The organism is Oscillospiraceae bacterium MB08-C2-2 (assembly GCA_035621215.1).
Taxonomy (GTDB): Bacteria; Bacillota; Clostridia; order Oscillospirales; family Ruminococcaceae; genus WRAV01.
The window spans coordinates 79,213-102,450 of sequence record CP141729.1; the positions used below are offsets into that span (position 1 = coordinate 79,213).

Sequence of the window (23,238 nt, forward strand, 5' to 3'; positions counted from 1 at the left end):
AGATAAAACACGGTTCAAATGGAGGCAATGCCAATCCCTTGAACCGTGCTTTTTATTTATCCTGTATTATGCAGGCTGAATCTGTTTTTGAGCTGTTAGTGGCGGCCCCCTGTACAAGAAGGGCATCAATTTTGAATCAAAACATTGTTGCCGCAAGGAGTTAAAGCCATGGCTTCAGTTAGCACCCTCTGGGGCTCTGCCGGTTTTCAGTATGCCATTGGTATCAAACGAGTAAGTTATCCCCTCAATGGCGTGCGTTCCCACAAGTGCCTTACCTTGCTGATAATACAGCCACTGTCCCGCATCATTTTTTGCCCAGCTCTGCATGGTGTTGCTGTGAATCGTTAGCTTGACATAGCGGTGCAGCATGGAGGAAATCTCTGCTCGGGTGGCACTGGCAGTCGGATCAAACTTGTTTCCGGTTTTTCCCATTGCAACGCCTGCCTTCTGCAGGGTTGTTACAGCAGTTTTATAGGAAGCGGCGATACTGGAAGAATCGGTGAACACAGCCTGACGAATATCCGGCAAAGTATAGCCCGTGGCCTTGGCATAGTTGGCAAAAATCAGTGCCGCTTCTTGGCGGGTAACCACCTTATCCGGCGCAAACTGCTTGTTGCCAATATCCTGAAGGATGCCTTTGCTATATGCCCATTCAATATAAGGGCGGAGTGCGCTGTCGGCCTTTACATCTGTGAAGGTATTGGTTTGATAGCTCTTTTCGTTGATACCCGCCAGTTTGCCTAGAGCGGTCACCAGTGCGCCTCGGGTTATAGCGGCATCAGGCGAGAAGGCAGCTTCCGAGGTGCGGGACAGCAACCCGCGTCCCACGACATAATCAATGCTGTCCTTCGCCCAATGGGAAGAAATATCGGTCAGCTTAGCGGTGGGATCGGTGTAGCTGACACCATATACAGAAAAGTGATTTGTGGCAAAAATAATACTATTAGTATTAGCATCATAGGCCGAATCGGGAACACGTCTGACAATTCCCTTGTCGTCTACATACACCACATGCAGGTACCCTACCTTTTCACCGGCGGCTGGAGTATAGGGAATGCTTACATAAACAGTTCCCTTGCCGAAGTTTGTCACGCTGCCATTGCCGCTCTGATAGCTTGCCTTGAAATTATAGACAGGGCGGCTGCCAATAGCCGTTTTTGCTGCGGCGCTCAACATGGTGCTGCTGGTTCTGGTGGCACTGAGCTGCACATCCATTTTGGCTTGTCTGTTGATTTCAGTAATGGCTGCATTGTTCAGCCCCATTACAATATCCGGACGATCAATGGTCAGCTCCACAGCGGCAATTTGATTGTTGATCACCTTCTGCTGAACCGTTTGGGGCAGGTTTACCGATACAGTGTTTGCATCCTTGCCACCCATGGAAACGTTGATAACAACCGTAATTTCGCCTGCGTTTTTCCCTAGCTTGGCGGCGTTTGCCTTTGCGTTGGAAATGGCGTCGGCAATGTTTTTATCGGTTACAGTGGCTTTGGTGTTGCCATTGCTGTCCACACTGGCTTTGTTCTCTGAGCCGCCGGTTACCGGAACGCTGGAAATGTTTCCTGAGTCGCCTGAACCGCTGCCGCTGGAATTGCCTTTGCCAGTGTCACGGTCATCGTCGTCCTTATCGGAGTTTACGATGGCGGGATTGTTTTGGCGGGTGATGGTGAGGGTATAAATCTTGGTGGAGCCGTTTTCTGCCGTGACCTTGATGTATGCTGTATTGGCCCCTGTGTTGAGCGCTATAGTTTTATTTGTAATCTCTTGTGTGCAGGCCGCATCGCCGTAGAGCTTCCAGCCTGCACCCCCGCTCACTGTCACATCAATGGTTTGGCTGGTGACACTGCCGGCTACTGTGGCGGTGACGGTGCTTGCTGTGATGGCTGCGTTTGCGGGAACCACTGAGGAGAGCACAGAGTTCTCACCGCTGCTAGCCTCAATCGCTCGAATGGTTACGGTTGTAACCGGGCTGGCATTGAACAGTTCGGTGGCAGGATAGCGCACCGCGTAAGTGCCTGCGGAAAGACCAGAAATTTCTCCGCTAAAACCGGCATAGAAGGGGGTATAGCTTTCACCTGTATCGGGAGTGAGCACATTCCTGTATTCATACCGGGCACTGGGTGTCAAACCGGTAATTTGGCCGCTGACAGGGCTGGGCGGCGTTACATTCACTGCTGTGAGACCAGCTGGTGCATCCTGATCCCCTTTTTCCACAAGCAGGGTGGCCGTTACCGGCAAGCTTTCAGTATAGTTTGCGGTTTCCGCCGTTACAAGCTGGATTCTGAAGGTTCCCAAATCGGTAACGGTGAGTATGCTGCCCGAAATGGTTCCACTGCCGGTGGTTCCGGTGGAATCAATGGTGTAGGTTGGTGCGCCTCCGTTGGGATCCGCCGTAAACAGCCCGGGCACTGCGGAAAGGTTGATACCCGCCGCTTTGTATTTTGTATTGGTGCTGCCCCCCGTGTTCACAATGGTTCCCCGATTCACCGTAAAGGTCAACGATACCGTTTGGGAAATACCGTTGTCTCCTGTAACGGAAAGAGTATCGGAATATGTTCCGGTGGGAAGCCCGAGGCTCGGTTGTACACGGACAGTGGCTGTTGCATTGGGTGCAAGCTGAGTTGCAGACAGCGGTGTGCTAATGGTAAAATTCTCTCCGTTGCTCAGAGAAGCAGCCAGATTGGTAATGGTGCTGGTGCCGGTGTTCTGAATGGTGAACTCCTGCTCCTGCTGCTGTCCGTAACCGTATGCCGCCTCTGGAAAGGTGCGGCTTGCGGGGGTCACTGTAGCCGAATAGGCAACAGCATCCTCTCCGATGGTCACTATATTCGAATCGTCACTTACAGCATGCAGAGCGTTTTCGGGATAGCGTACCACATAGGATCCTGGGGGAAGCCCGGTAATCTGGCCGTATTGATCGGTGGTGGCAGTGGTGTAGCTGCTTGCGCCGACAATTTTGTATTCCACCTCTTTGTAAGCAATCAGCCACCTGATTGCGCCGTTGCTGCTGCCAACGGTTGCATTCACGGCTCCAATGGTTGGGGCAGGGATTACTCCCTTTACTATGTCCAGGATAACCGATACCTTGGGGGTTTGGGCATAAACCTCTGTTTCTTCTGTTACAAGGCCGACTATATAGCTGCCCGGGCTGGTAAAGCAGAGATGGCTGCCATTAAATGTTCCCTGGCCGGTGCTCCCTTCCTCAATGGTATAGACCCGCCTGCCATTGCTTGTACCATACGAAAAGGAAGTCATCATGTTAAAAGCGAGAACATTACCGTAGGTATAGCTGCTGTTCATGGTATAAGTATAGGAGCCGAATGCAGGGTAGTTGAGGGTTTGTATCTTATTGACCTCAAAGGACAGAGCCACCGAAACCGAAACGCCGTCACTTCCTCTGACGGTCAGCGTTCCGGTGTGAATTCCAGCCGCCAGACCGCTCTGCGGCCGGACACGGACAGTTGCCGATCCATTCGGTGCAAGATGCGTCACAAACACCATAGAAGTAATGGCAAAGCTTGCATTATCCAGGGAAACCGACATACCGGAAATCGTGGCGGTTCCTGTATTGGTAATCGTGAATTCCTGTTCCACCTGCTCTGTATAGTTGACCGTTGCTGCGGCAAAGGTATAGCTGGGTGTATTGAATGCAGCGGAGTAGGATAAGGAGGCTTCATTGCCCACTGTGATCGGGGCTGAATCGGTGCTTGGGCTGTAGAGAGGTGTTTCGGGATAGCGCACCACATAGGCTCCTGCCGGCAGATTCATTATTCTGCCGGATGCATCAGCGCTTACCTTGCTGTAGGCGGATGCGCCTGTAAGCTTGTATTCATATTCGATACCGCTTGTCAGCCCGGTGATTTTGCCATCGCTTGCACTGGAGGAAGAGGCATTTCCTGCGCCAAGACCACTTGGAGCAGCCTGTATTCCCTTTTCCACTGTCAGAGTGGCAACTGTCTTGGAGCCTGCCATATGGGTGGATGATTCCGCTGTCTCAAGACCAATTTTAAAGATACCGGCCTTGGTGACGGTGAGGGAAGTATCGTCGCTCATTTGCCCTTCGCCATCGCTTTCACTTGCGGAATCCGGGGCTTCAATGGAATAGGTTCGATCTCCTGCTCCGGCATCCAGTGTGAATAGGCCGTCTATATCAGAAAGAGAAATATCTGCACCCGCATAGGTAACAGAAGCAGAGCCGGCAGAAATGGCAACCGGCACCTTGGGCTCTGCTGCGTATTTCATCACCTTGACGCTGGAATTGGTGGAATAGGAAACATAGGGGGTGCTGTCATCCACAAACAGGGAGATGCCCTTAACGCTGCTGCTCCCGATAATTTTAGACCCGCCCAAGGCGGTCCAGCCGGAAGCATCGTCAAACATCTTCACTGTAACGCCACTGCTTGAAGAGGATTCACCATCCTTGTACGCCACATAGGGTGTTTCGTTATCTATATATAGGGAGACGTATGACACGGCTCCGTCTGTCAGGTAGCTGCCTACGGATACCCACTGATTCCCGCTCAGTTTTTTCACCATAAGGCGATCGCTGGTGCCCGGGTCCGCATAGGCTACATAGGGAATACCGCTGTCAGAAACCTTCATAGAAACGCATCCGCTGGTTACATAGGACGATTTAAGGGTTGAAATTTGTTGGGGTCCTACTGCGGACCACTGACTGCCATCAAATGTGCGCATGGTTACATAAGATCCCCTGTAAGCATTGCTATCGTCAGGGTAAACGTAGGCTATATAGAGGGTGTTCTGATCGATATCCATAGAGGCAGAAAAAGCCTGCCCTCCTGCGGCAGAGGGACTGCCCACATACTCCCATGCGGAGCCATTGTATTTTGTTACGGATACACGGCCGGACATGTTGTTTTGATTGCCTGCCACATAGAGTGTTTTGTTTTCATCCATCATCAAAGTGGGGGATGACACCCGGAGGACTGATTGATTGTTGACCAAATCAGGGGCACCCAGAGAAGTCCAAGGCGTACCAAACTTCAGCACCTTTGTGTTGGCTGCGGTTGTTGGATTGCTGTAGGCCACACAGGGGCGTCCGGTATAATCTATATACAAGGAGGTATAGGTTGCGGTGGTAGACTGGGTCAAAAGCTGCTCCCAGCTAGAGCCGTTTACCATCCATACCTTAACCTGACTGCCAGTGGCAGCCGATACATAGGGTGCGCCGTTTACCACAAATAGAGAGGTAGACTGGGCCGAGCCACTCATAACATCGCTTGCCACCTGCTGCCAGCTGGAGTTGCTGACCGACCGGTATGTAGCCATAACCGGCACAGGCAAATCGCTTTTCACCGTTACGGTAATAGAAGGAAGCTCCACATCTTCCGCCAGCGCATATGCAGTCGCAAGCTGGGGTGTAAAAACAAAAACTCCCTCTGCCTCTGTATTAAATTCCGTATTGGATTCCCAAGTTACCGGAATGGAAACAGATGGAGAATCAGGCTCTGCTTCTTCCAGAGAAGTCAGGGATGCATCCGCCACAGCCTCGGAAGTCTCCTCGTTCTGAGCTGAAGAGCTTGTTTGGAAGGTAGCTTTCAGCACTTCCGGCAGGGTGATATCCAAAAGAGTGGCTCCAATGGACACCTCCTGCACCGCAACAGCCTCCGGCAGATTTTCAAATGCTGATATTTCCCCGCTTATTCCGATGGGGACCTCTGCCATCGTTGTGATAGGAGCGATACCCAACGTCATAGCGGCGGATAATGCCATTGCGACTATGCGCCGGTAAAAAGTGTGCTTTCTGATATGAATTCCTCCTCTTTTTTGCTGTTTAGAGAATACTCCAGAGCGCCTCGATTCGCCCTTTTTCGACAATATTCCTATGGTGATTGTAACATTTGCCCCTCTACGGATTCTCAACAAGCTGCATCAAAAAAAGGCTGGGTAAAATTATTTATTCATATAGAAATAAATCGTTTAACAGGTTAGACAGCCACCCCAACAATAAGGGGGATATTAATTGCCTGAAAACGGCTGAATCTGACAACCTGGTATGGTGCCGCAGGGATAACTGTGGGGTTGAACCCCAAGTTTTTTTAAGCTAAAGAATTATCCAAATAAAAAATCCGGGGAAAAACAGCGCGGCCCGCTGGTTTTCCCCGGATTTTTGCTTATAGGTTCAGAGCTGAATTTTATCCTCCGATAATCGCAGCAGAAGCTTGCGCTGCTTTATAGTATAATTTGCCCGCCTCTGAAAGGCCCATCGCCAATCCTCATATGCCAGATAATCTTCCCCATAGAGCATGGCTGCCTCCTGACCGGTGCAGGCATCATCACTCTGCATATATGCCGCATACGCTTGATCATACTGCTGCAAATCCCACTGCACACCACCAAGCTCAAGAAGATAACTATCGCTGGAATAGCTGATGCCTATAGCCGAAACACCGTATTCCCGCAGGCATTTTCGGATGGCCCATACCGCCGTCTGCAAATTGCGCAGTGCCTGATTTGGGGGGCTTTCCGGCCAGAGGTCATCGCAAATCTTAAATTTATCCAGCCAAGCCCCCTCATTTGCAAGAAAATAGGCCAGCAACTCTCTTGGTTTGCCCCGGCTCCATTTGATTGCTTCACCGCCTTGATACAAAGCAAACTTACCAAAAAATTGTATCCGCAAAGTTTTGGACGTATTTTTCAGTCCACGCTCTCGCCGTATCCGTTCCACTGCCTTTTCCAGCCGCTCCGGGCGCACCGGCTTCAGGATATAATCAATGGCGTTTATCTCGAAGGCCTCCACAGCATACTGGTTGTAGGCTGTCACAAAAACCACATCCATTTGCGGATTCTTTGCCAGCAGCAGCTCGGCCAGTTCAATTCCGCTGAGGGTGCGCATTTCAATATCCAAAAAGGCAAGCTCGGGTTTGACCGTTTCGATTTTTTCCAGTGCCTGCAAGGGATCGGTGTAGCTGCCGACCAGCTCCAAATCTGGGTAACAGGAAAGCAATTCCGCCAATTCCCGCAGCAGAGGCGCTTCATCATCTACCAAAATAATTCGCATCACATACCTCCTCATAGGGTATTTTAAGAATTACCGTTGTACCTTCGCCTTTTATGCTTTCTATTTCAAGGGCTGCGCCCTGGTATGCCTTCAGCCTGCGCTGGATGTTTTTCAATCCCACACCGTCGCCTTCACCACGGCGTATGCTCTCCAACCGGGCTTGTGGAATGCCTATGCCATTATCCTCCACCTGAATCACAACAAAACTGCCTCTTCGATGAACGCCCAAAGACACAAGCCCGCCCTCTGTACGTTTTAAAATGCCGTGGCGGACAGCATTCTCCACCACCGGCTGAAGGCACAGAAGGGGAACCATAGCATCAAGATTTTTCTCAATAGCATATTCGATCTGCAACAAGTTCTCAAACCGTGCCCGCTCAATGGCAAGGTATGCCTTAACCGTGTTGATTTCCTCAGAAAGTGGGATTTGGCCATCCTGTGTTTTAAAATGAAAGCTGCCCCGCAGATAATCGGTCAGGTTATAAAGAAGATTTTTCGCTTCCTGGGGCTTCTGCATTATTTGCGCAGCAATTACGCTGAGAGAATTATAGAGGAAGTGAGGGTTAATCTGTGCCCGCAGAAAGGCAATCTCAGCATCCTGCGCTTGTTGCATGGAGATACGCAGGTGCGCTACCGTGCTGCGGTATTCAACAGACAAATAAACGGTCATCACAACCGTAAAAAGCAGGATATATATTTGTAGAAAGCCAGAGCTTTCCTTGCGGCCCACCGCAAATAGGATAGCATCTATAGAATACAGATTGATTGGCAGCAATGCGGCGAACAGTAAAAACCCACTGGATTCCCTGATACAAAAATAAGCGGATCGTATGAGCAGCCCCAGCAGAACAACTGTATTCAAGAGCATCATGGCTCCGGAAAGCTTATGATACATATAGAGGGGGAGCACAAGAATTGCCACCAGATAACAAGCGTATATCAGCGAAACGATGATTGCCAGCCGCAGGGGGAGAAACCCGGCTTTGCATTTATAAAAAATCCACAGCAGCACAATAAAGCATGCGAACAGCAGGATATCTTTGAGCTTAAAGGCTAAGGTGAAGGGGATATCCGGCAAAAGCATGAGCACGGAGCGCTGATCTGCCAGCCCATTTCCCAGAGCAAACGAAACGCAAAATAGAGAAAAAAGAAGAAGCTGGGAATTCCTTAGAACACCATCCCAGGTAACGAAAAAGAAAATCAGGTATAGCAGGGCAAGGGTGCACAACACCGCAAAAATTAAAAGCGCTGTTAAATGCTTTCGCTGGTGTTCCAGCATTAGGAATCTATCCAGTCCCAGCTCCAAGGAAGCAGGAATGCCTGAATTTATGTATTCATAATTGGCCGCCTGCACAATGATTTCAACAGTTCCGCCATTATGCTCAAAAAAGCCAACCTTCGGTGTGTTGCCAGAGCGATATTCCGCAGCTGTCTTTGCGGGGATACCATCGGACAGCAGCTCCTGACCGTTGACATACACCCGGCTGGAAAAGCGGACATTAACCTTTTTCAGTGCCAGCATGCCCTGATACGGTATATCTTCCAGTATAAGCCGATAGGTGGCACAGCCAAAGATGGGCAATTTTTCACCCTGTATCTTTTTTTCGTTCCACAGGGAGGGTACCTGCATATATGCATCGGGAACTGGGGCGTTCCTCTCAAAATCCTCCGGTGTCAGCAGCTGATTCCAGTAGAACTCCCACTCGCCGTCCAGGCGGATAATTGGGCTGCGGGAAATATCCCATGGGGCGGCACTCAATTTTCCTTGACGGGCCACAAAGTCCGGCTGCGGTGTTCCCCCCTTATTCCAAATAAAAGGCAGCAGGAGGAACAGCAGCCCGATTAACATAAAAAGAAAAATGAAAGTGCGTTTTCTCATATTGAATTCCTCAACGAAAGGCTTCTGGGTTTATTGCCTGTTTTCTATAGCGGCACATCGTTTGCATCCACAGTCAAAAGCACTTCTCTGGTATAATCACCGCAAAGAGCAGAAAAAGGATGATCCCGAATGGAATAGGATAAAGCCAAGTATAGCATAAATAGCAGCAGCCTGAAACACCTCGCCGGAGGAATCAAAAAGATAAAGGATAAAAAAGAGACACGGTTTGCAGCCTTTGATAGAATGAAGTCACAACACACCATTCTGAAAGGAGACAGCAAAACCATGTTTGAGAAAATTGTACAGTTAAATGAGAAAGCAATCAAGGGGCTAATTAAAGAATTGGTTCGGGGAGTGTGGAGGAAACTCTCAACGGCCTGCTGGAAGCAGAGGCACAGAATGATTCGCTCGTCTTGCTAACCCTGAATGGGTACTGCAAAATTAACAACGCTCCATTCTATAAATGGAGGTCACCGTCACAACAATTGCCAAGTTACTCAGTATTGATTTAAGACCCTATAAACTCAACGTCTGGTTTTATCATTTTGTTGTGCACTTACTTTGCAGCAATCTTAGAGAAGACAAGGCCGGGTGGAATTTCACAATTGGGAGAAACAGACCAGGCCCAAACGGCATATTGGATATTTGCGGAGAAATTCGCAGAATAGAAAAAAGTCATAAAAAGCGAGTATTATTTTGCCAAAATAAAAAATCCTTTTAACCGTATGGTTAAAAGGATTTTAAATGTGGAGCGGGTTACGAGGCTCGAACTCGCTACCTCCACCTTGGCAAGGTGGCGCTCTACCAGATGAGCTAAACCCGCATATTTGGCGACCCGGAAGGGGCTCGAACCCTCGACCTCTAGCGTGACAGGCTAGCGTTCTAACCAACTGAACTACCGGGCCAAATATAGCTGCCCGCATAGCGCTGCGAAGACAGTAAATGCATTATACACCATTTTCCCCGCCTGTGTCAACCTAATTTTGACAAAAAATTTATTACCCGAATAAATGGCATGGTTGTGCTGAAAAGTGCTTTGTGGTAGTATGTTTTTATAAGAAAAAGGTGCTGCGGTTCCAAAAAAATGTATTTAAAATTATAGTAAAATTGAATGCGTATCTTCGAGCAGGAGGGGATCAGGTGAAAAATGGCGGAGTACTGCTTCCGGTATTTTCGCTGCCGGGAAAGGGCGGAATTGGTACCATGGGCAGTGAGGCCCGAAGGTTCATTGATTTTCTTGTGAAGGCCGGGCAATCCTGCTGGCAGATTCTGCCCTTAGGGCCCACCGGCTACGGTGATTCTCCTTATCAGCCGCTTTCTGCCTTTGGAGGGAACCCTTTGCTGATTGATCTGGAGGATTTGTATCAGCAGGGATTGCTTTCGCGGGAGGAATTGGAAAAAACCGCACTTGACGGCGATTCTCGAGAAGTTTTATATGACAGCCTTCTTGGAAGCCGATACCGGCTTTTGTATACGGCTTTTGGCCGAAGCAGGTGGGAAAGCGCTGGTCTGGCCGCATTTCAGGAACAGCAGAAGCATTGGCTGCAGGATTATGCGTTGTTCATGGCCATTAAAAACGTTTCCGGGATGCGCCCGTGGTGGGAGTGGCCCACCGAGCTTGCCCAGCGGGAGCCGCAGGCTCTAAGACGCTTTGCCGATCAGCATACAGCAGATATACACTTCTGGATTTGGCTTCAATACATATTTTATACCCAGTGGGGGGCTGTCCGAAGTTATGCCAACGGCCGGGGAATTGAAATCATGGGGGATATCCCCATCTATGTGGCACGGGATAGCGCCGAACTGTGGGCCTCGCCTCAACTGTTTCTGATGGATAAGGATGGAATTCCTACAGGGCAGGCCGGGGTTCCACCGGATTATTTCAGTGCCGATGGCCAGCTTTGGGGCAATCCTCTCTACAACTGGCCGGTTCATGCCAAACAGCAATACAGCTGGTGGATTGACCGTCTGCGTAACGCTTTTGAATTGGTCGACTCCGTTCGCATTGATCATTTCCGGGGCTTTGAGGCTTATTACAGCGTCCCCTTTGGAGCGGAAAATGCCCGTAACGGCCATTGGGAGCCGGGGCCGGGTCTGAAGCTTTTTAAAGCGGCCCAAAACGCTTTAGGGGATAATCTTCCCATTATAGCGGAGGATTTAGGCACACTGACCCCTTCTGCCAGAGCCATGCTGGCGGCCAGTGGTTTTCCCGGTATGAAGGTGATGCAGTTCGGATTCGACCCCAAAGGGGATTCGGAGCATTTGCCCCACAATATGCCGGAGCACTGCGTGGCCTATATCGGCACTCACGATAATTCAACTGTGAAAGGATGGCTCGGCACTGCCCCAGCGGAGGAGGCGGCCTTTGCACGAAAGTATCTGGGGCTTGAACCCTCACGAGACCCGGCGTGGGGGTTTATTAAAGGGCTGTATGACAGCCCGGCCCAGCTGGTGGTGGTGCAGATGCAGGATTTTCTTTCACTGGATGACCGGGCCCGTATGAACATTCCATCAACCTTGGGCGGTAACTGGTGCTGGCGTATGTTGGAGGGAGAAGCTTCCCCTCAGCTGGCACAAAAAATCAGGGGGCTGGCTGAATCCTATGGCCGAGCCAATACAAAAGCCCCTTATCGCTCGATTAGTATGGAGGTACCCGCTGAATGATCGCCGCTTAACCACTGCCATATTTCTGAAAGCTCGATTTTCCCGTTCTCCAACAGGCGAGGGACGCTGTGGCATTTGCCAATTTTCATGTCAGAGCTTTGATTCATGTGCTGATAGTAGAAATCCAGCGATCCATCCTTCGAAACTTGGCCTATCAAATGGCCTTTCATTATTTCGCCCCCTGCATAATCGGCCCAAAGCAAGCTTCCGGTTTGATGATAGGCGAATATGGTCTGATCACTGACCTCGCCATTCTCAGAGTTTTCTTTTGCCACAAAGAATCTGCCGTTGTAGTTAATGGAGCTTGAGCCGGAGGATAGCGCCTTTTCCATAACCTCATAGACCAGCACCGCCCCATTTTCCAAAGTCAGGCTTTCGTGGCGGAGAGTTCTGTAGCCTAGTCTTTCATACAGAGCGCTTGCGGGAAGGGAAGCATCCAATCGAACAGTGCCATGCTTTAAGCCTATTTCTTCTTCCAGCTTTTGAATGATGTATCGGCCATATCCCCGGCCCTGATAAGCAGGGGCGACATATACCCGAGTTATGTGGTTGCCATCGCGGCTGCCTGTTCCCACCAATATGGAATTTTCCCATAAGAGGTTAACCTTGCCGTTTTCTATATCCCGGCGAATATTTTCTTCATTGTGGTAGGCAATAAAAAAGTCGACTACTTCCTTGGGATAATATTTTGGATAAACGGCTGCAATGGTTTGTTGCACAAGCTCCGAAACCCGTTTGACATCAATTTCTGTCGCTGTTGTGTATTCCAATGGTTTGTCACCTCTATGCTTTAAGATTTCTTTTTCAGCATTGTATCACATTCACTCTGCAATAAAAAGGATACCCCACCGAAAAGTTCCGGTGGGGTATCCTTTTTCATATAGAGAGCAAGCTCTAAGTGCCGATTTTCTTCCGTGTTAAACGCAGGAAAGCTGCGCCAAAAGCACAAACACCGATCACGCTATGTATGTGGCGTGATTCAGGTCAGCGCCTTTGGGGGATTACTCTGCGCCTAACCCGAAGCTGATGGACAACGCCTTGTTGATATTATCCATAGAGTGATCGTCGATGCTTCCCATCTTTTCTTTGAGCCTCCGCTTATCAATGGTGCGGATTTGCTCCAGGAGCACCACCGAATCACGGGAGAGTCCGCAATTGCTTGAAGGAAGCTCAATGTGCGTTGGGAGCTTGGACTTCTCTTTCTGGCTGGTTATAGCCGCCGCAATGACAGTTGGGCTGAATTTATTCCCTATATCATTCTGAACGATTAATACCGGCCGCACCCCGCCTTGCTCCGAGCCTACCACAGGGCTGAGATCGGCATAATAGATTTCTCCTCGTTTGACAGTCACGTTATCACGCTCCGCCCAAAATATATTTTCATCTTTATTGTTGCCAAGGCTTTTGCTGATTAAACACAGCCGGCAAAACATCGGAGTGATTTTTTTACAGGAAAATTTAAACTGCGCCGGGGCGGGAAGGAGACGCAGGCTTCGTTTTCAGTGGAGGCTCTTATTCATTTTATACCGGGATGAGCTCCCTTGACAGCAGGCAGAAAAAAAGCACCCCTTTTACAAAGGATGCTTTTGCCGTTCTAGGCTAAAAATTCAAAGCTGACGAACTCGATTTCCAATTCTTCGGAAGGAACCGAAAGTTTCAGCAAACTGCCGTTTTCCCGATCCAGCTTGAGAGTGAAGGCGCCGCTTTCCATCACACCGGAAAAAGCCAGTGCCGTGTCGGTGTAATCCACAGTCAGCCCCTGGTCCGAGGTGACTTTGTTGATGGCGGCTACGGCGATTCGGGCAGCGTTGCTGGTGGGGATATCCGCCGGGTCCACATCAAAGCTCAGCCCCTTGTAACGGATGGTAACCAGATCCTGTGTAAACATAAAGGACATATCCTTCAAAGAGGCGGGGGAGGAAAAGGTTACCGTGCAGGCCTGCGGTGTTTCCCGGGAGAGCACCGCCGTGGCGGCCAGCTCCTTATAGGAAATGTTGGCGCTGGTGGAAAAAGGAGCGTTGAGTGCGGCTGAAACATCGGGGGAAGGCTTTTGAGTGTCCTGTTTTTTTGCACATCCTGTGCCGGTCAGCAAAACCAGCAGAGCCAGCAGAAGCAGGCGAATGCGCATGGGGCATACAGTCCTCTCTATTGAGTTGTAGAAAACAGGCTTCGGGCTTTTGTTGCCGGGAAAGGGGCGGCTAGCGGCCGTTTTCCAGAAAGATGCCGCACAGGTCGGTGAGAATGTCGCTGGGAAGCATAGCATACTGGGAAAGCCGCTCTGCCGCCCGGTCGGCCGCCAGACCATGCAGAAATACCCCGCACACCGCCGCACGGTAGGGGGGAACCCCCTGGGCGGCCAATGCGCCGATCATACCGGCCAGCACATCGCCGCTGCCTGCCTTGGCAAGGCCGGGATTGCCGGTGGTGTTGACCGTGGCCAGCCCATCGGCGTTGGCGGTGACCGTTTCATGACCCTTGAGCACCACCGTAACCTTGTGGGCGGCGGCGAAATCCAGAGCCGCCTTATTGCGGTCAGCCTGAATATCCTCCACAGGCAGTCCGGTCAGGCGGGACATTTCCCCGGGGTGGGGTGTCAGGATCACCGGGCAGGTTATCCCTTCCAGTATATTTATATTGCCAGCCAGCGCATTTATTCCATCTGCATCCACAATAACCGGACAGGAAGCGTTTTTCAGCACAAGCTCCAAAAGCTGGGCGGTATCCTCGGTGTTGCCCATGCCACAGCCAAACAGCACAGCGGTTGCCTTGCCCAGGGCAGGCAGCAGCTTTTCGATGGAACCAGCCGCACTGATCCCCCCGGAGGCGCTCACCGGCAAAGGCAGCATAATGGCCTCAAGGGCCCGCTGTGTCACACCGGCGCAGACAGCGGGCACACCGGCCACAACGGTATAGCCTACCCCACAGCGCTGAGCCGCCATGGTGGAAAGCACCGGCGCACCCTGATAAGCAAGGGAACCGGTAATGTTGAGCAGCCTGCCATGAGAACCCTTGTGAGATTCCAGCTCTCTGGGCGGCAGGCTGGCCATCACTCCCTCAAGATCAGCGTGCATGACCATGGTACTCAAGCCATAGCGGGCCTCCTCGGGGATGCCGATATCCACCACCTGAATCTGGCCGAAAAAGGGCTGGCAGGCAGGCTGGATGTGAGCGGGCTTGAGGCTGTCAAACACAATGGTGAAATCTGCCTGAACGCTGCCCGGATCAACCCGCCCGGCATCGCAGGAAACACCGGTGGGCAAATCCAGTGAAAACACGGCCGCAATGGCTTCGTTAATCAGGTCACAGGCCCGGCGGTGCATGGTATCCAGCTCACCGGAAAAGCCGGTTCCAAAAATGGCGTCCACAATCACATCGGTGTTATCCAGATAGCGCACAATATCGTCGTATTTTTCCGTAAAGCTGAGAATCGGCAGGCTCATCAGCTCCACCATGCTGTACATAGAGGCGGCCTCGCCGCTTTTAGGCTGGCCATCCACCATGACAATCAGAACATTGGCTCCATTTTCAAAAAGGCGGCGGGCCACCACAAGGCCATCTCCGCCGTTGTTGCCCTTGGAGCAGAAAATCATGCAGTTGATTCCCTCCACCGGGATGGTTCGGCGGATAAAGGCCGCTGCGGCGCTGCCCGCATTCTCCATCAGCCGGTAAAAGGTAATATCGTATTGCCCGGCGTTTTCTTCAATCTCCCGCATTTGCTTGCTGGTTACAACCCGCACAGCGAATCCCTCCTGCTATGAATTTGTATGTTTAAAGCGAATTGGGGGCAAAATCAGTGGGAAAGGCAATGACCATAGCCCCGGCATATTCCATGGTATGGGTCAGACTCACATCAAAGGAAAGGCCGGATTTTTCCACCAGCTGGGCCGCATTGCCTGAAAAGACAAAATAGGGCTTGCCAAGGCTATCCCGCAGAACCTCCACCTCGCAAAGGGCAAAGCCGCGGATGCCGGTGCCCAAGGCTTTGGAAAAGGCCTCCTTGGCGCAGAAATTGGCAGCAGCCCGGGCAGCCATGTTCTTGTGGCCCTCAAAAAGCTGCCGCTCCCGCTCACCGAAAACCCGGCTGATAAAATGGGCGCTTTGGAGACTTTTTTCCATGCGGGAAATTTCCAGCATGTCCATTCCGCAGGTCATAAGGGCACACCCTTTCTTGCCACAGACAGAAATTCACAAGGCGTTGCCCGCTGTGGACCGTCACAATACTCACACGCATAATTCTTCCGGCGTTGAATTCATTTCAATGCAGGAACACCGCATTTTGCGCCGCTGCGGCGCAACCCGGGGGGCCTATGGGGGGCATTGGATGCCCCCCATAGAGTTTGCAGACTTCTCTTGCAAACTCATTTTAGCATACCCGAAAAGGCTCGTCAAACGAAGAATGACGAGGAGAACAGCGACTTTTTAGCTCGTTTTTGCTGGGAAAAGAGCAGAAACTGTCGAATCCGCACCAAAAAAGGATATTTACATTTTATTAACGAAATCTATGGTTGTTTGCTGTACAATATAAAGTATTCATCAAAACAGGGGCGCTTGCACCCAACAACTTAAGGAGAGCAGGGTTTGTTTGGATATCTGCGGCCTTTTAAGCCGGAGCTGAAAATCCGGGAATACGAGAGCTACAAAGCTGTTTACTGCGGCCTTTGCCGGGAAATGGGCAGCAGCTTTGGCCCTCTTTGCCGTATGACCCTCAGCTATGATTTTACCCTCATGGCGATGCTCCATATGAGTGTGACCGGCAAGGTCCCTTCTTTTGAGCGGCAGCGCTGCTGCTGCAACCCGCTGAAAACCGTTCCCATGTGTGCGCCGGGGGAGAGCTTGGCCCTGAGTGCCCGGGTTGCGGTAATTATGCTGTATTATAAGCTGGTGGATAATGTGGCGGATAGCGGCCCGATTAAAAGCCTGTTGTGGCGGGCGCTGTATCCGTTGGTAAAGCCGGCTTATAAAAAGGCCGCCTCTTTGGCTCCCCGGGAGGACAGGCTTGTTGCCGCCTGTATGGAAAACCAGCGTGAGCTGGAAGCCCGTTTGTGTTCCAGTGTGGATGAGGCCAGCGAGCCCACCGCCAAAGCCATGGCTGCCATTTTTCAGGAATTTTCGGAGCAGCCGGGCCAGCGCCGTGTTTTGGAGCGCATGGGCTATTTTATGGGTCGTTATGTGTATCTTTGCGATGCGCTGGACGATATTGAGCAGGATCAAAAAAGCGGAGGCTATAATCCCTTTGTGCTTCGAGCGAAGGCTCAAAGCCAGTCGGTGGAGATTCCCTCCATTTGCGAGGAGGCACAGGGCTCCCTGTATATGACCATTGCTGAAATTGGCCGTGCTTTTGAGCTGTTGGAATCTTCGGCCTTTGCACCCATCATAGAGAACGTGGTCACTCTGGGGCTGAAAGCCAGTGTAGACGCCATTGTTTTAAAAAAGGAGAATCCCAATCCATGAGCGACCCCTATCAGATTCTGGGCATATCCCCCGAGGCTACCGATGAGCAGGTGAAGGATGCTTATCGAGAAATGGCCCGGAAATATCATCCGGATAAGTACCATGGAAATCCCTTAGCCGATTTGGCACTGGAGCGTATGCAAGATATCAATCAGGCCTACGACCAAATCATGGCTCAGCGCAAAAGCAGAGCCTCCGGAAGCTCGGGTCAGAGCTATGGGGGCAGTTCTGCCCGCCAAAATTACAGTGGAGCTTCCCAGTATTCCGATATTCGACGTATGATCAATGCCCGGCGCATTACCGAGGCCGAGGAGCTTTTGGATGGCGTTCCCGCTTCCTCACGGGATGCGGAGTGGTATTTCCTCAAGGGGAGCATCCAGTATATGAGAGGCTGGCTGGATGAGGCTTATCAAAGCTATTCCCAAGCCTGCGCTATGGACCCCTCCAACGGGGAATACCGGAATGCGCTCAACAACCTTTTGTGGCAGCGCCAGCATGCCCGCCCAGCGGGTGGCTTTAATACCATGGGCGGCAATACCGGCGGATGCAGTATGTGCGACATTTGCAGTGCCCTGTGGTGCGCCGATTGCTGCTGCGAATGTATGGGCGGCGACCTGATTCGCTGCTTCTGAGGTGGTATAAATTTTTGTGGGCTGCACCTTGAAGTTTTCAGCGGCTTTTGACTGAATACTCCGCCGAGAGTGGGCGGGGATCTTTGTGACTCAACCGATGTGGAGGGAATGGACTTTTTATGACAAGAAAAAGCACACAGATCGCTTTGGGTGGTCTGGCGGCGGCTATGTGCCTGATCCTCATGTTTATGACCGGCCTCATTCCTTTTGCAACCTATCTCATGCCGGTTATGGCCGGAGCGATGCTGATTCCCATCGTGCATGAAAACGGCCGCAGGGCCGCTTTGATGGTTTATGCGGCGGTGGGGCTGCTTTCTCTTTTGGTGGTGCCGGATAAAGAAGCCGCCGCTATGTTTGTGGCTTTTTTTGGTTATTATCCTGTGATCAAGGGCAAAATAGAAAATGCATTCGCCAAGGCATCGGCTCTGCTGGTTAAGCTGGTTATTTTTAATGTAGCGGTAGTGGGCGCTTATGCTCTGATTATTTTGGTATTGGGTATGCCCGATCTGATTAGTGATTTTGGGGATTTCGGCCGGTATACTGCTGTTGTTTTCATTGCAGCGGGCAATGTGATCTTTTTTGGCTATGATGTGGCTTTGGAACGCTATACCCGGTTGTATGTCCGATGGTTTAAGCCCACCTTTCTTAAATGATCTGGTTTTAAAATTGTTTTACAGTGGAATTTATATATAGAGGAGGCAAATGCAAATGCTTGAACTTGCTGTTTCGGCCGTCACGGGTTTTGTGGCCAATTCGGTCAGTTTGGTAGCGGGTATTTTTTCGGTGATTTCTCAGGGAGCCCGCAATATGTGGAACAAAAGAAAGGGTTATCTTCCCTCCAATCGGGAAACTACGTCATCAGTCACCGATATTTTCACCATCCTGACAATATTCTGCAGCGCCGTGTCGATATTGCTGATGCTTTTAACTATTTGTAACCAAAGCAAAAAACAGGGGTAAACCGCTAGATTTGGTGTCTCGCCTTCGGGTCGACAACAAAATATAGAACCGAACACAAAACCGGCTGATGGATAGCCGGTTTTTTTGTTTTCGTGATGCGGCGAGGGGTTGCATTTTAGAAAAGTGGCATGTATAATAACCTCAGTGGTTAAAAGTGGGGAAAAGTGGGGGACATGCCCACTCAAATAGCAGGAAAGGGTGAGGATGCGTGCTCATTGGTGAATTCCAGCATAGCCTGGACAGCAAAGGCCGTGTCAATTTTCCTGCTAAAATGCGTGATGATCTCGGTTCCCGCTTTATTGTAACCAAAGGTATGGATTCATGCCTTGCGGTGTATCCTATGGAAGAGTGGGCTGTGCTGGAAAGCAAAATCCGGGCGCTTCCCATGTCTAAATCCAGAGATTTGCAGCGTTTTCTTTTTGCGGGTGCGGCTGATTTGGAGCCGGACAAGCAGGGGCGTGTGCTGATCCCCCAGAATTTGCGGGATTATGCCGGCCTGAGCAAGGATGTTATGATCATCGGCGCTTCTGTTCGTGCCGAGATTTGGGATAAGGCCCGTTGGGAGGCAAGCTGCAGTGAGCTGACTGCCGAGCATGTGGCCATGGCTATGGAAGAGTTGGGCTTTTAATGGAAAAGAATCAGGAGGGGTTCCCCCTCGAATTTGAGCATATCTCGGTGCTGCTCCACGAGTGTGTGGAGGGCCTGAATATACGCCCCGGCAAAATTTATATGGATCTCACCGCCGGCGGAGGCGGTCACAGCTCTGCTATTGCCCGGGAACTGACCGGGGGAGGCAGACTGATCGCCGTGGATAAAGATCCCGATGCCATCCGGGCAGCCGGTGAAAAGTTGGCACCCTATCCCGCCGCACAGGTTGTGCAGGGGGATTTCGGCGACTTTGACCGGATTCTGGATCAGCTGGAAATTACCGCTGTGGATGGAGTGCTCATGGATTTGGGCGTTTCTTCCCATCAGCTGGATGTGGCGGAGCGGGGATTTTCCTATCATCAGGATGCACCGTTGGATATGCGCATGAGCCAACAGGGGCCGGGTGCCCGGGAACTGGTGAACACCGCCGATGTTTTGGAGCTGGAACGCATTTTGCGGGAATACGGCGAGGAAAAATTTGCTCGCCGAATTGCCCAGCGGATTGTACAGCATCGGGGAGAACAGCCAATCGAGACCACCGGGGAACTGGTGGAAATTATAAAGGAAGCGATTCCTGCGCCGGCCCGCCGTCAGGGAGGGCACCCCGCCAAGCGGAGCTTTCAGGCCATTCGTATTGCCGTCAACGGCGAGCTGGAAAGCCTTTCCTGCTGTTTGGAGCAGGCCTTTGAGCGGTTGGCTCCGGGGGGAAGGCTGGCCGTGATCACCTTCCACTCTTTAGAGGATAGAATGGTCAAGCAGCGCTTTGCAGAGTATTGCAGGGGCTGTATCTGCCCGCCGGATTTCCCGATTTGCACCTGCGGGAAGACACCTCGGGCAAAACTTGTGCAGCGTAAGCCGATCTTGCCGAACGAGCAGGAGCTGGAACAGAACAACCGCAGTCGGAGCGCCAAGCTCCGTATTCTTGAAAAACTCTAGTATACTTTGAAAAGGGGAGAACAAACCATGTCGGCAGCCAACACCAATTTAGCTTATGATTTTTCAGCCTTTCAGTCCCGTACGCTTACCCTGCCCCGCAAACGGCTGGAAGTTGTGGAAAACAAATCAGATAATCGGCGGGCTTCGGCATTCTTTTCGATCAAGGCAGTCGCTTCTTTCGCTATTGTGGTTACTCTTCTCTCCCTTATTATTTACAATCAGGCTACCCTTCATGAAATGACAGGCGAAATCAACCAGATTAACCAGCAGCTGACTGAGCTTAAAAGCGACAATGTTAAGCTGACCAGTGATCTGGAATCCATTGTATCTTTGCGCAATGTCGAAACCCGTGCCCATGAGGAGCTGGGTTTGCAGCGCATGGATAAGTATCAAACCGAATACATCAACCTGTTCGGTGAGGATAAAGTTGTGCTGCCCGAGGGGGCAGAACAGGCCGGGACTGCTCAAAAGGTCAAGGATACAGTTAATGATGCAATTAACGGAATCAAGGAATATATTGGGGATTAAAGCAATATGCTTTTACAGGGTCAGGATGACATAAAAAGAGAAGACAACGCCCTCCTTTTTGGGTGAAAATGTGAATTTTATACGAGAGTTAAGCGGAAAATCGTCTTAGCTCTCCATTTGTTATATGGAGCAATGGCAAACAAGGAAAAATGCTCCAAAGGGAGGATCTTGCATGCAAAAATCAGCCTCGGCCAGCATGCGCCGACGCATGGGGGTTATTCTGGCTCTGTTTATGGTTGGCGGCTTCTGCCTTTTGATCTGGCAGCTGTTCAAAATCCAGATTATAGACGGCGAATGGTATCAGGCACAGGCTTTTCGCCAGCAAACCCGCTCACAGAATCTGGGAGCCAAGCGGGGAACCATCTATGACCGGAACAACAATGAACTGGCCCGAAGCGCATCGGTTTGGAATGTATGCATTTCGCCAGCAGAGATCAATCAGGAGACCATCGGTCAGGTAGCCAAAGATTTGGGCGAAATCCTGAATGTAACCCCTGAAAGTATTATTGAGCAGGCTAAGGATATCAAGTCCTTCTATAAGGTGATCGGCCGCCGGGTGGAGCGTGCCACCATGGAAGCCGTTACCCAGTACATAACCGAGAACAAGGTAAGCGGTGTCAACTTTGAGCAGGATGCCAAGCGGTATTATACCTATGGCTCCTTGGCCTCTTCGCTGCTGGGCTTTACCAATTACGATGGCAATGGGGCTTATGGACTGGAAGCCTATTACGATAAAACCCTCAGCGGCACACCCGGTATGGTGGTTTCCACCAAAAATGCCCGGGGCGCGGATATGCACTTTAAATACCAGCAGATGTATGAAGCCCAGGATGGCAACAGCGTGGTGCTCACCATAGACGAAGCCATTCAGCACTTTCTGGAAAAGAATCTGGAGACTGCGGTTATTGAGCACAGCATCCAAAACCGTGCGGCTGGGATTGTGTTGAATGTAAAAACAGGTGAGATTCTGGCTATGGCCACCAAGCCGGATTTTGACCCCAATGACCCGTATACTTTGCAGGACCCTGCTGCAGTGGAACAACTGGCCAAAATGGTTGTAGGTTCTCAGGAATACAAGGATGCCCAGCGGCAGTTTCAATACGATCAGTGGCGAAACAAGGCCATTTCCGATCCATATGAGCCGGGCTCGGTCTTTAAAATTGTCACAGCGGCCACAGCTTTGGAAAATAAAAAGGTCACCATCAACGATCATTTTTATTGCAGCGGCTCCATTAAAATTGCCTCTGAAACTATCCATTGCTGGCAGGCGGGTGGCCATGGAGACGTTAACTTTATTGAAGGCATGCAGAAATCCTGCAACCCTGTTTTCATTACCATTGGTCAAAGAACCGGCGCCCGCCTTTTCTATGACTCTATGCAGAGCTTTGGATTCGGCGAGCAGACCGGGGTTGATTTGCCCGGTGAGGCACCCGGCATTCTCCACGGCTTTGATACACTGAATAAGGAAGGCGGCGTGGAGCTGGCCAGTACCTCCTTTGGCCAGACTTTCAAGGTAACCACTATCCAGTTGGCAAGTGCTGCTGCCGCCGCTGTCAATGGCGGCAACCTGATGCAGCCTTACATTGTCAAGCAGGTTTTAGACCCGGATGGCAACGTGATCAGCACCACACAGCCTACCGTTCGCCGGCAGGTTATCTCTGAGGAAACCTCTGCCACCATGCGTATGCTGGTTGAGGCGGTTGTAAATGGCGGCTCCGGCCGTTTCTCTGCCATTCCCGGCTATCAGATCGGCGGCAAGACCGGTACATCTGAAAAGCTGGATCCCGGTGCAGGAGATGTTCATATTCTTTCCTTTGTGGGTATTGCCCCTATGGATGACCCGGAGATTGCGGTTTTGGTTATGCTGGATGAACCAAATCTGGGAGGCAACGCTTACGGTTCCACCATTGCCGCACCTGTAGTCGGTGCTATTTTGCAGGAGACTCTGCCCTACCTGGGCTTTGAGCCACAGTATACTGCCGAACAGCTGGAGGAACGAGAAGTTAATGTTCCCAACGTGATGTATAAAAAGCCTCACGATGCACAGGCTGAGTTGACAGTGGCGGGCCTCAACACCCGCATCATTGGCAACGGCCCCATGGTGCTTCAGCAGATTCCTCTGCCCAACCAGAAAATGCCCAAGGGAAGTCAGGTGATCCTTTATACCGAGGAAGCCAATATGGAACAAGAAATCACCGTGCCGGATGTGGTGGGAATGCTTTCTGCCGAAGCCAACAAGCTGGTGGTCAATTCCGGGCTGAATGTGCAGATTCGGGGCGTGATCAAGGATGGGGTTTCCACAGTGGTGGGTGAGCAGTGGCCGCTGCCCGGTACCGTTCAGCACCCGGGTGATGTGGTTATTTTAACCCTTGTGGAGGGTGCTTCCGCCGAAGAACGTGCGGCCGATGCACAAGCCAATATACCAATGCCGTGAGAAGTTAAATTTTCTTTTAATGTGATATACTTACTTGAAAATGGCGCACACTGTAAATATTGGGGCGGGGCCTTTTAGGAGGCCC

General features: G+C 51.0%; 17 protein-coding genes and 2 tRNA genes. 9 read left to right on the top strand and 10 right to left on the bottom strand.

All coding sequences use genetic code 11. The annotated features are described in order from the left end of the window. Positions 1–174: 174 nt before the first annotated feature. From U6B65_00385 to U6B65_00405, 5 genes are all read right to left on the bottom strand, one after another. A complete protein-coding gene (locus tag U6B65_00385) occupies positions 175–5,733 on the bottom strand; it encodes an S-layer homology domain-containing protein (GenBank protein ID WRS27616.1) in 5,559 nt (1,852 codons plus the stop codon). Between the two features lie 409 nt (positions 5,734–6,142). Next, positions 6,143–7,021, bottom strand: a complete 879-nt coding sequence (locus U6B65_00390) for a response regulator (protein ID WRS27617.1) — start codon at positions 7,019–7,021, stop codon at positions 6,143–6,145. Then, positions 6,999–8,900: a histidine kinase gene (locus U6B65_00395; protein WRS27618.1), complete on the bottom strand. Its 1,902-nt coding sequence runs from the start codon at positions 8,898–8,900 to the stop codon at positions 6,999–7,001. The genes U6B65_00390 and U6B65_00395 overlap by 23 nt, the downstream gene beginning before the upstream one ends. Before the next feature lie 747 nt (positions 8,901–9,647). After that, positions 9,648–9,723 (bottom strand) — tRNA-Gly (locus U6B65_00400). A gap of 5 nt (positions 9,724–9,728) precedes the next feature. Then, positions 9,729–9,805, bottom strand: a tRNA-Asp gene (locus tag U6B65_00405). Between the two features lie 235 nt (positions 9,806–10,040). Here U6B65_00405 and malQ point away from each other — a divergent pair. Next, positions 10,041–11,564, top strand: coding sequence for a 4-alpha-glucanotransferase (malQ, locus tag U6B65_00410; GenBank protein ID WRS27619.1), 1,524 nt, complete (start codon positions 10,041–10,043; stop codon positions 11,562–11,564). Here malQ and U6B65_00415 read toward each other — a convergent pair. From U6B65_00415 to acpS, 5 genes are all read right to left on the bottom strand, one after another. Then, complete coding sequence (locus tag U6B65_00415; GenBank protein WRS27620.1) at positions 11,528–12,334, bottom strand: GNAT family N-acetyltransferase; 807 nt, start codon at positions 12,332–12,334, stop codon at positions 11,528–11,530. The genes malQ and U6B65_00415 overlap by 37 nt on opposite strands. Positions 12,335–12,565: 231 nt before the next feature. Continuing rightward, positions 12,566–12,916 carry a type II toxin-antitoxin system PemK/MazF family toxin gene (locus tag U6B65_00420; GenBank protein ID WRS27621.1) on the bottom strand — a complete coding sequence of 117 codons (351 nt, stop codon included), beginning with the start codon at positions 12,914–12,916 and terminating at the stop codon, positions 12,566–12,568. A 242-nt stretch (positions 12,917–13,158) separates the two neighbouring features. Then, positions 13,159–13,692, bottom strand: a complete 534-nt coding sequence (locus U6B65_00425; GenBank protein ID WRS27622.1) for a hypothetical protein — start codon at positions 13,690–13,692, stop codon at positions 13,159–13,161. Positions 13,693–13,762: 70 nt separating this feature from the next. Then, the gene (locus U6B65_00430; protein ID WRS27623.1) at positions 13,763–15,301 is read right to left on the bottom strand and encodes an NAD(P)H-hydrate dehydratase; all 1,539 of its coding nucleotides are present in this window, start codon (positions 15,299–15,301) and stop codon (positions 13,763–13,765) included. Positions 15,302–15,332: 31 nt separating this feature from the next. Next, a complete protein-coding gene (gene acpS, locus U6B65_00435) occupies positions 15,333–15,716 on the bottom strand; it encodes a holo-ACP synthase (GenBank protein WRS27624.1) in 384 nt (127 codons plus the stop codon). Positions 15,717–16,142: 426 nt separating this feature from the next. Between acpS and U6B65_00440 the strand changes: the two genes are divergently transcribed. The 8 genes from U6B65_00440 (at position 16,143) to U6B65_00475 (ending at position 23,153) form a co-directional block, all read left to right on the top strand. Further along, positions 16,143–17,015 (top strand): DUF5685 family protein, encoded by an 873-nt coding sequence (locus tag U6B65_00440; GenBank protein ID WRS27625.1) that lies wholly within the window; start codon positions 16,143–16,145, stop codon positions 17,013–17,015. Then, the gene (locus U6B65_00445) at positions 17,012–17,647 is read left to right on the top strand and encodes a J domain-containing protein (GenBank protein ID WRS27626.1); all 636 of its coding nucleotides are present in this window, start codon (positions 17,012–17,014) and stop codon (positions 17,645–17,647) included. Before U6B65_00440 ends, U6B65_00445 begins: the two co-directional genes overlap by 4 nt. A gap of 119 nt (positions 17,648–17,766) precedes the next feature. Next, positions 17,767–18,300 (top strand): hypothetical protein, encoded by a 534-nt coding sequence (locus tag U6B65_00450; GenBank protein WRS27627.1) that lies wholly within the window; start codon positions 17,767–17,769, stop codon positions 18,298–18,300. Between the two features lie 55 nt (positions 18,301–18,355). Continuing rightward, positions 18,356–18,607 carry a hypothetical protein gene (locus U6B65_00455; GenBank protein ID WRS27628.1) on the top strand — a complete coding sequence of 84 codons (252 nt, stop codon included), beginning with the start codon at positions 18,356–18,358 and terminating at the stop codon, positions 18,605–18,607. A gap of 208 nt (positions 18,608–18,815) precedes the next feature. Further along, entirely contained in the window at positions 18,816–19,235 is a 420-nt protein-coding gene (mraZ, locus tag U6B65_00460) for a division/cell wall cluster transcriptional repressor MraZ (protein WRS27629.1), read from the top strand. Beyond that, positions 19,235–20,191, top strand: coding sequence for a 16S rRNA (cytosine(1402)-N(4))-methyltransferase RsmH (gene rsmH, locus U6B65_00465; GenBank protein WRS27630.1), 957 nt, complete (start codon positions 19,235–19,237; stop codon positions 20,189–20,191). Before mraZ ends, rsmH begins: the two co-directional genes overlap by 1 nt. 27 nt (positions 20,192–20,218) lie before the next feature. After that, positions 20,219–20,719: an FtsL-like putative cell division protein gene (locus U6B65_00470; protein ID WRS27631.1), complete on the top strand. Its 501-nt coding sequence runs from the start codon at positions 20,219–20,221 to the stop codon at positions 20,717–20,719. A gap of 172 nt (positions 20,720–20,891) precedes the next feature. Further along, a complete protein-coding gene (locus U6B65_00475) occupies positions 20,892–23,153 on the top strand; it encodes a penicillin-binding transpeptidase domain-containing protein (GenBank protein ID WRS27632.1) in 2,262 nt (753 codons plus the stop codon). Positions 23,154–23,238 lie beyond the last annotated feature (85 nt).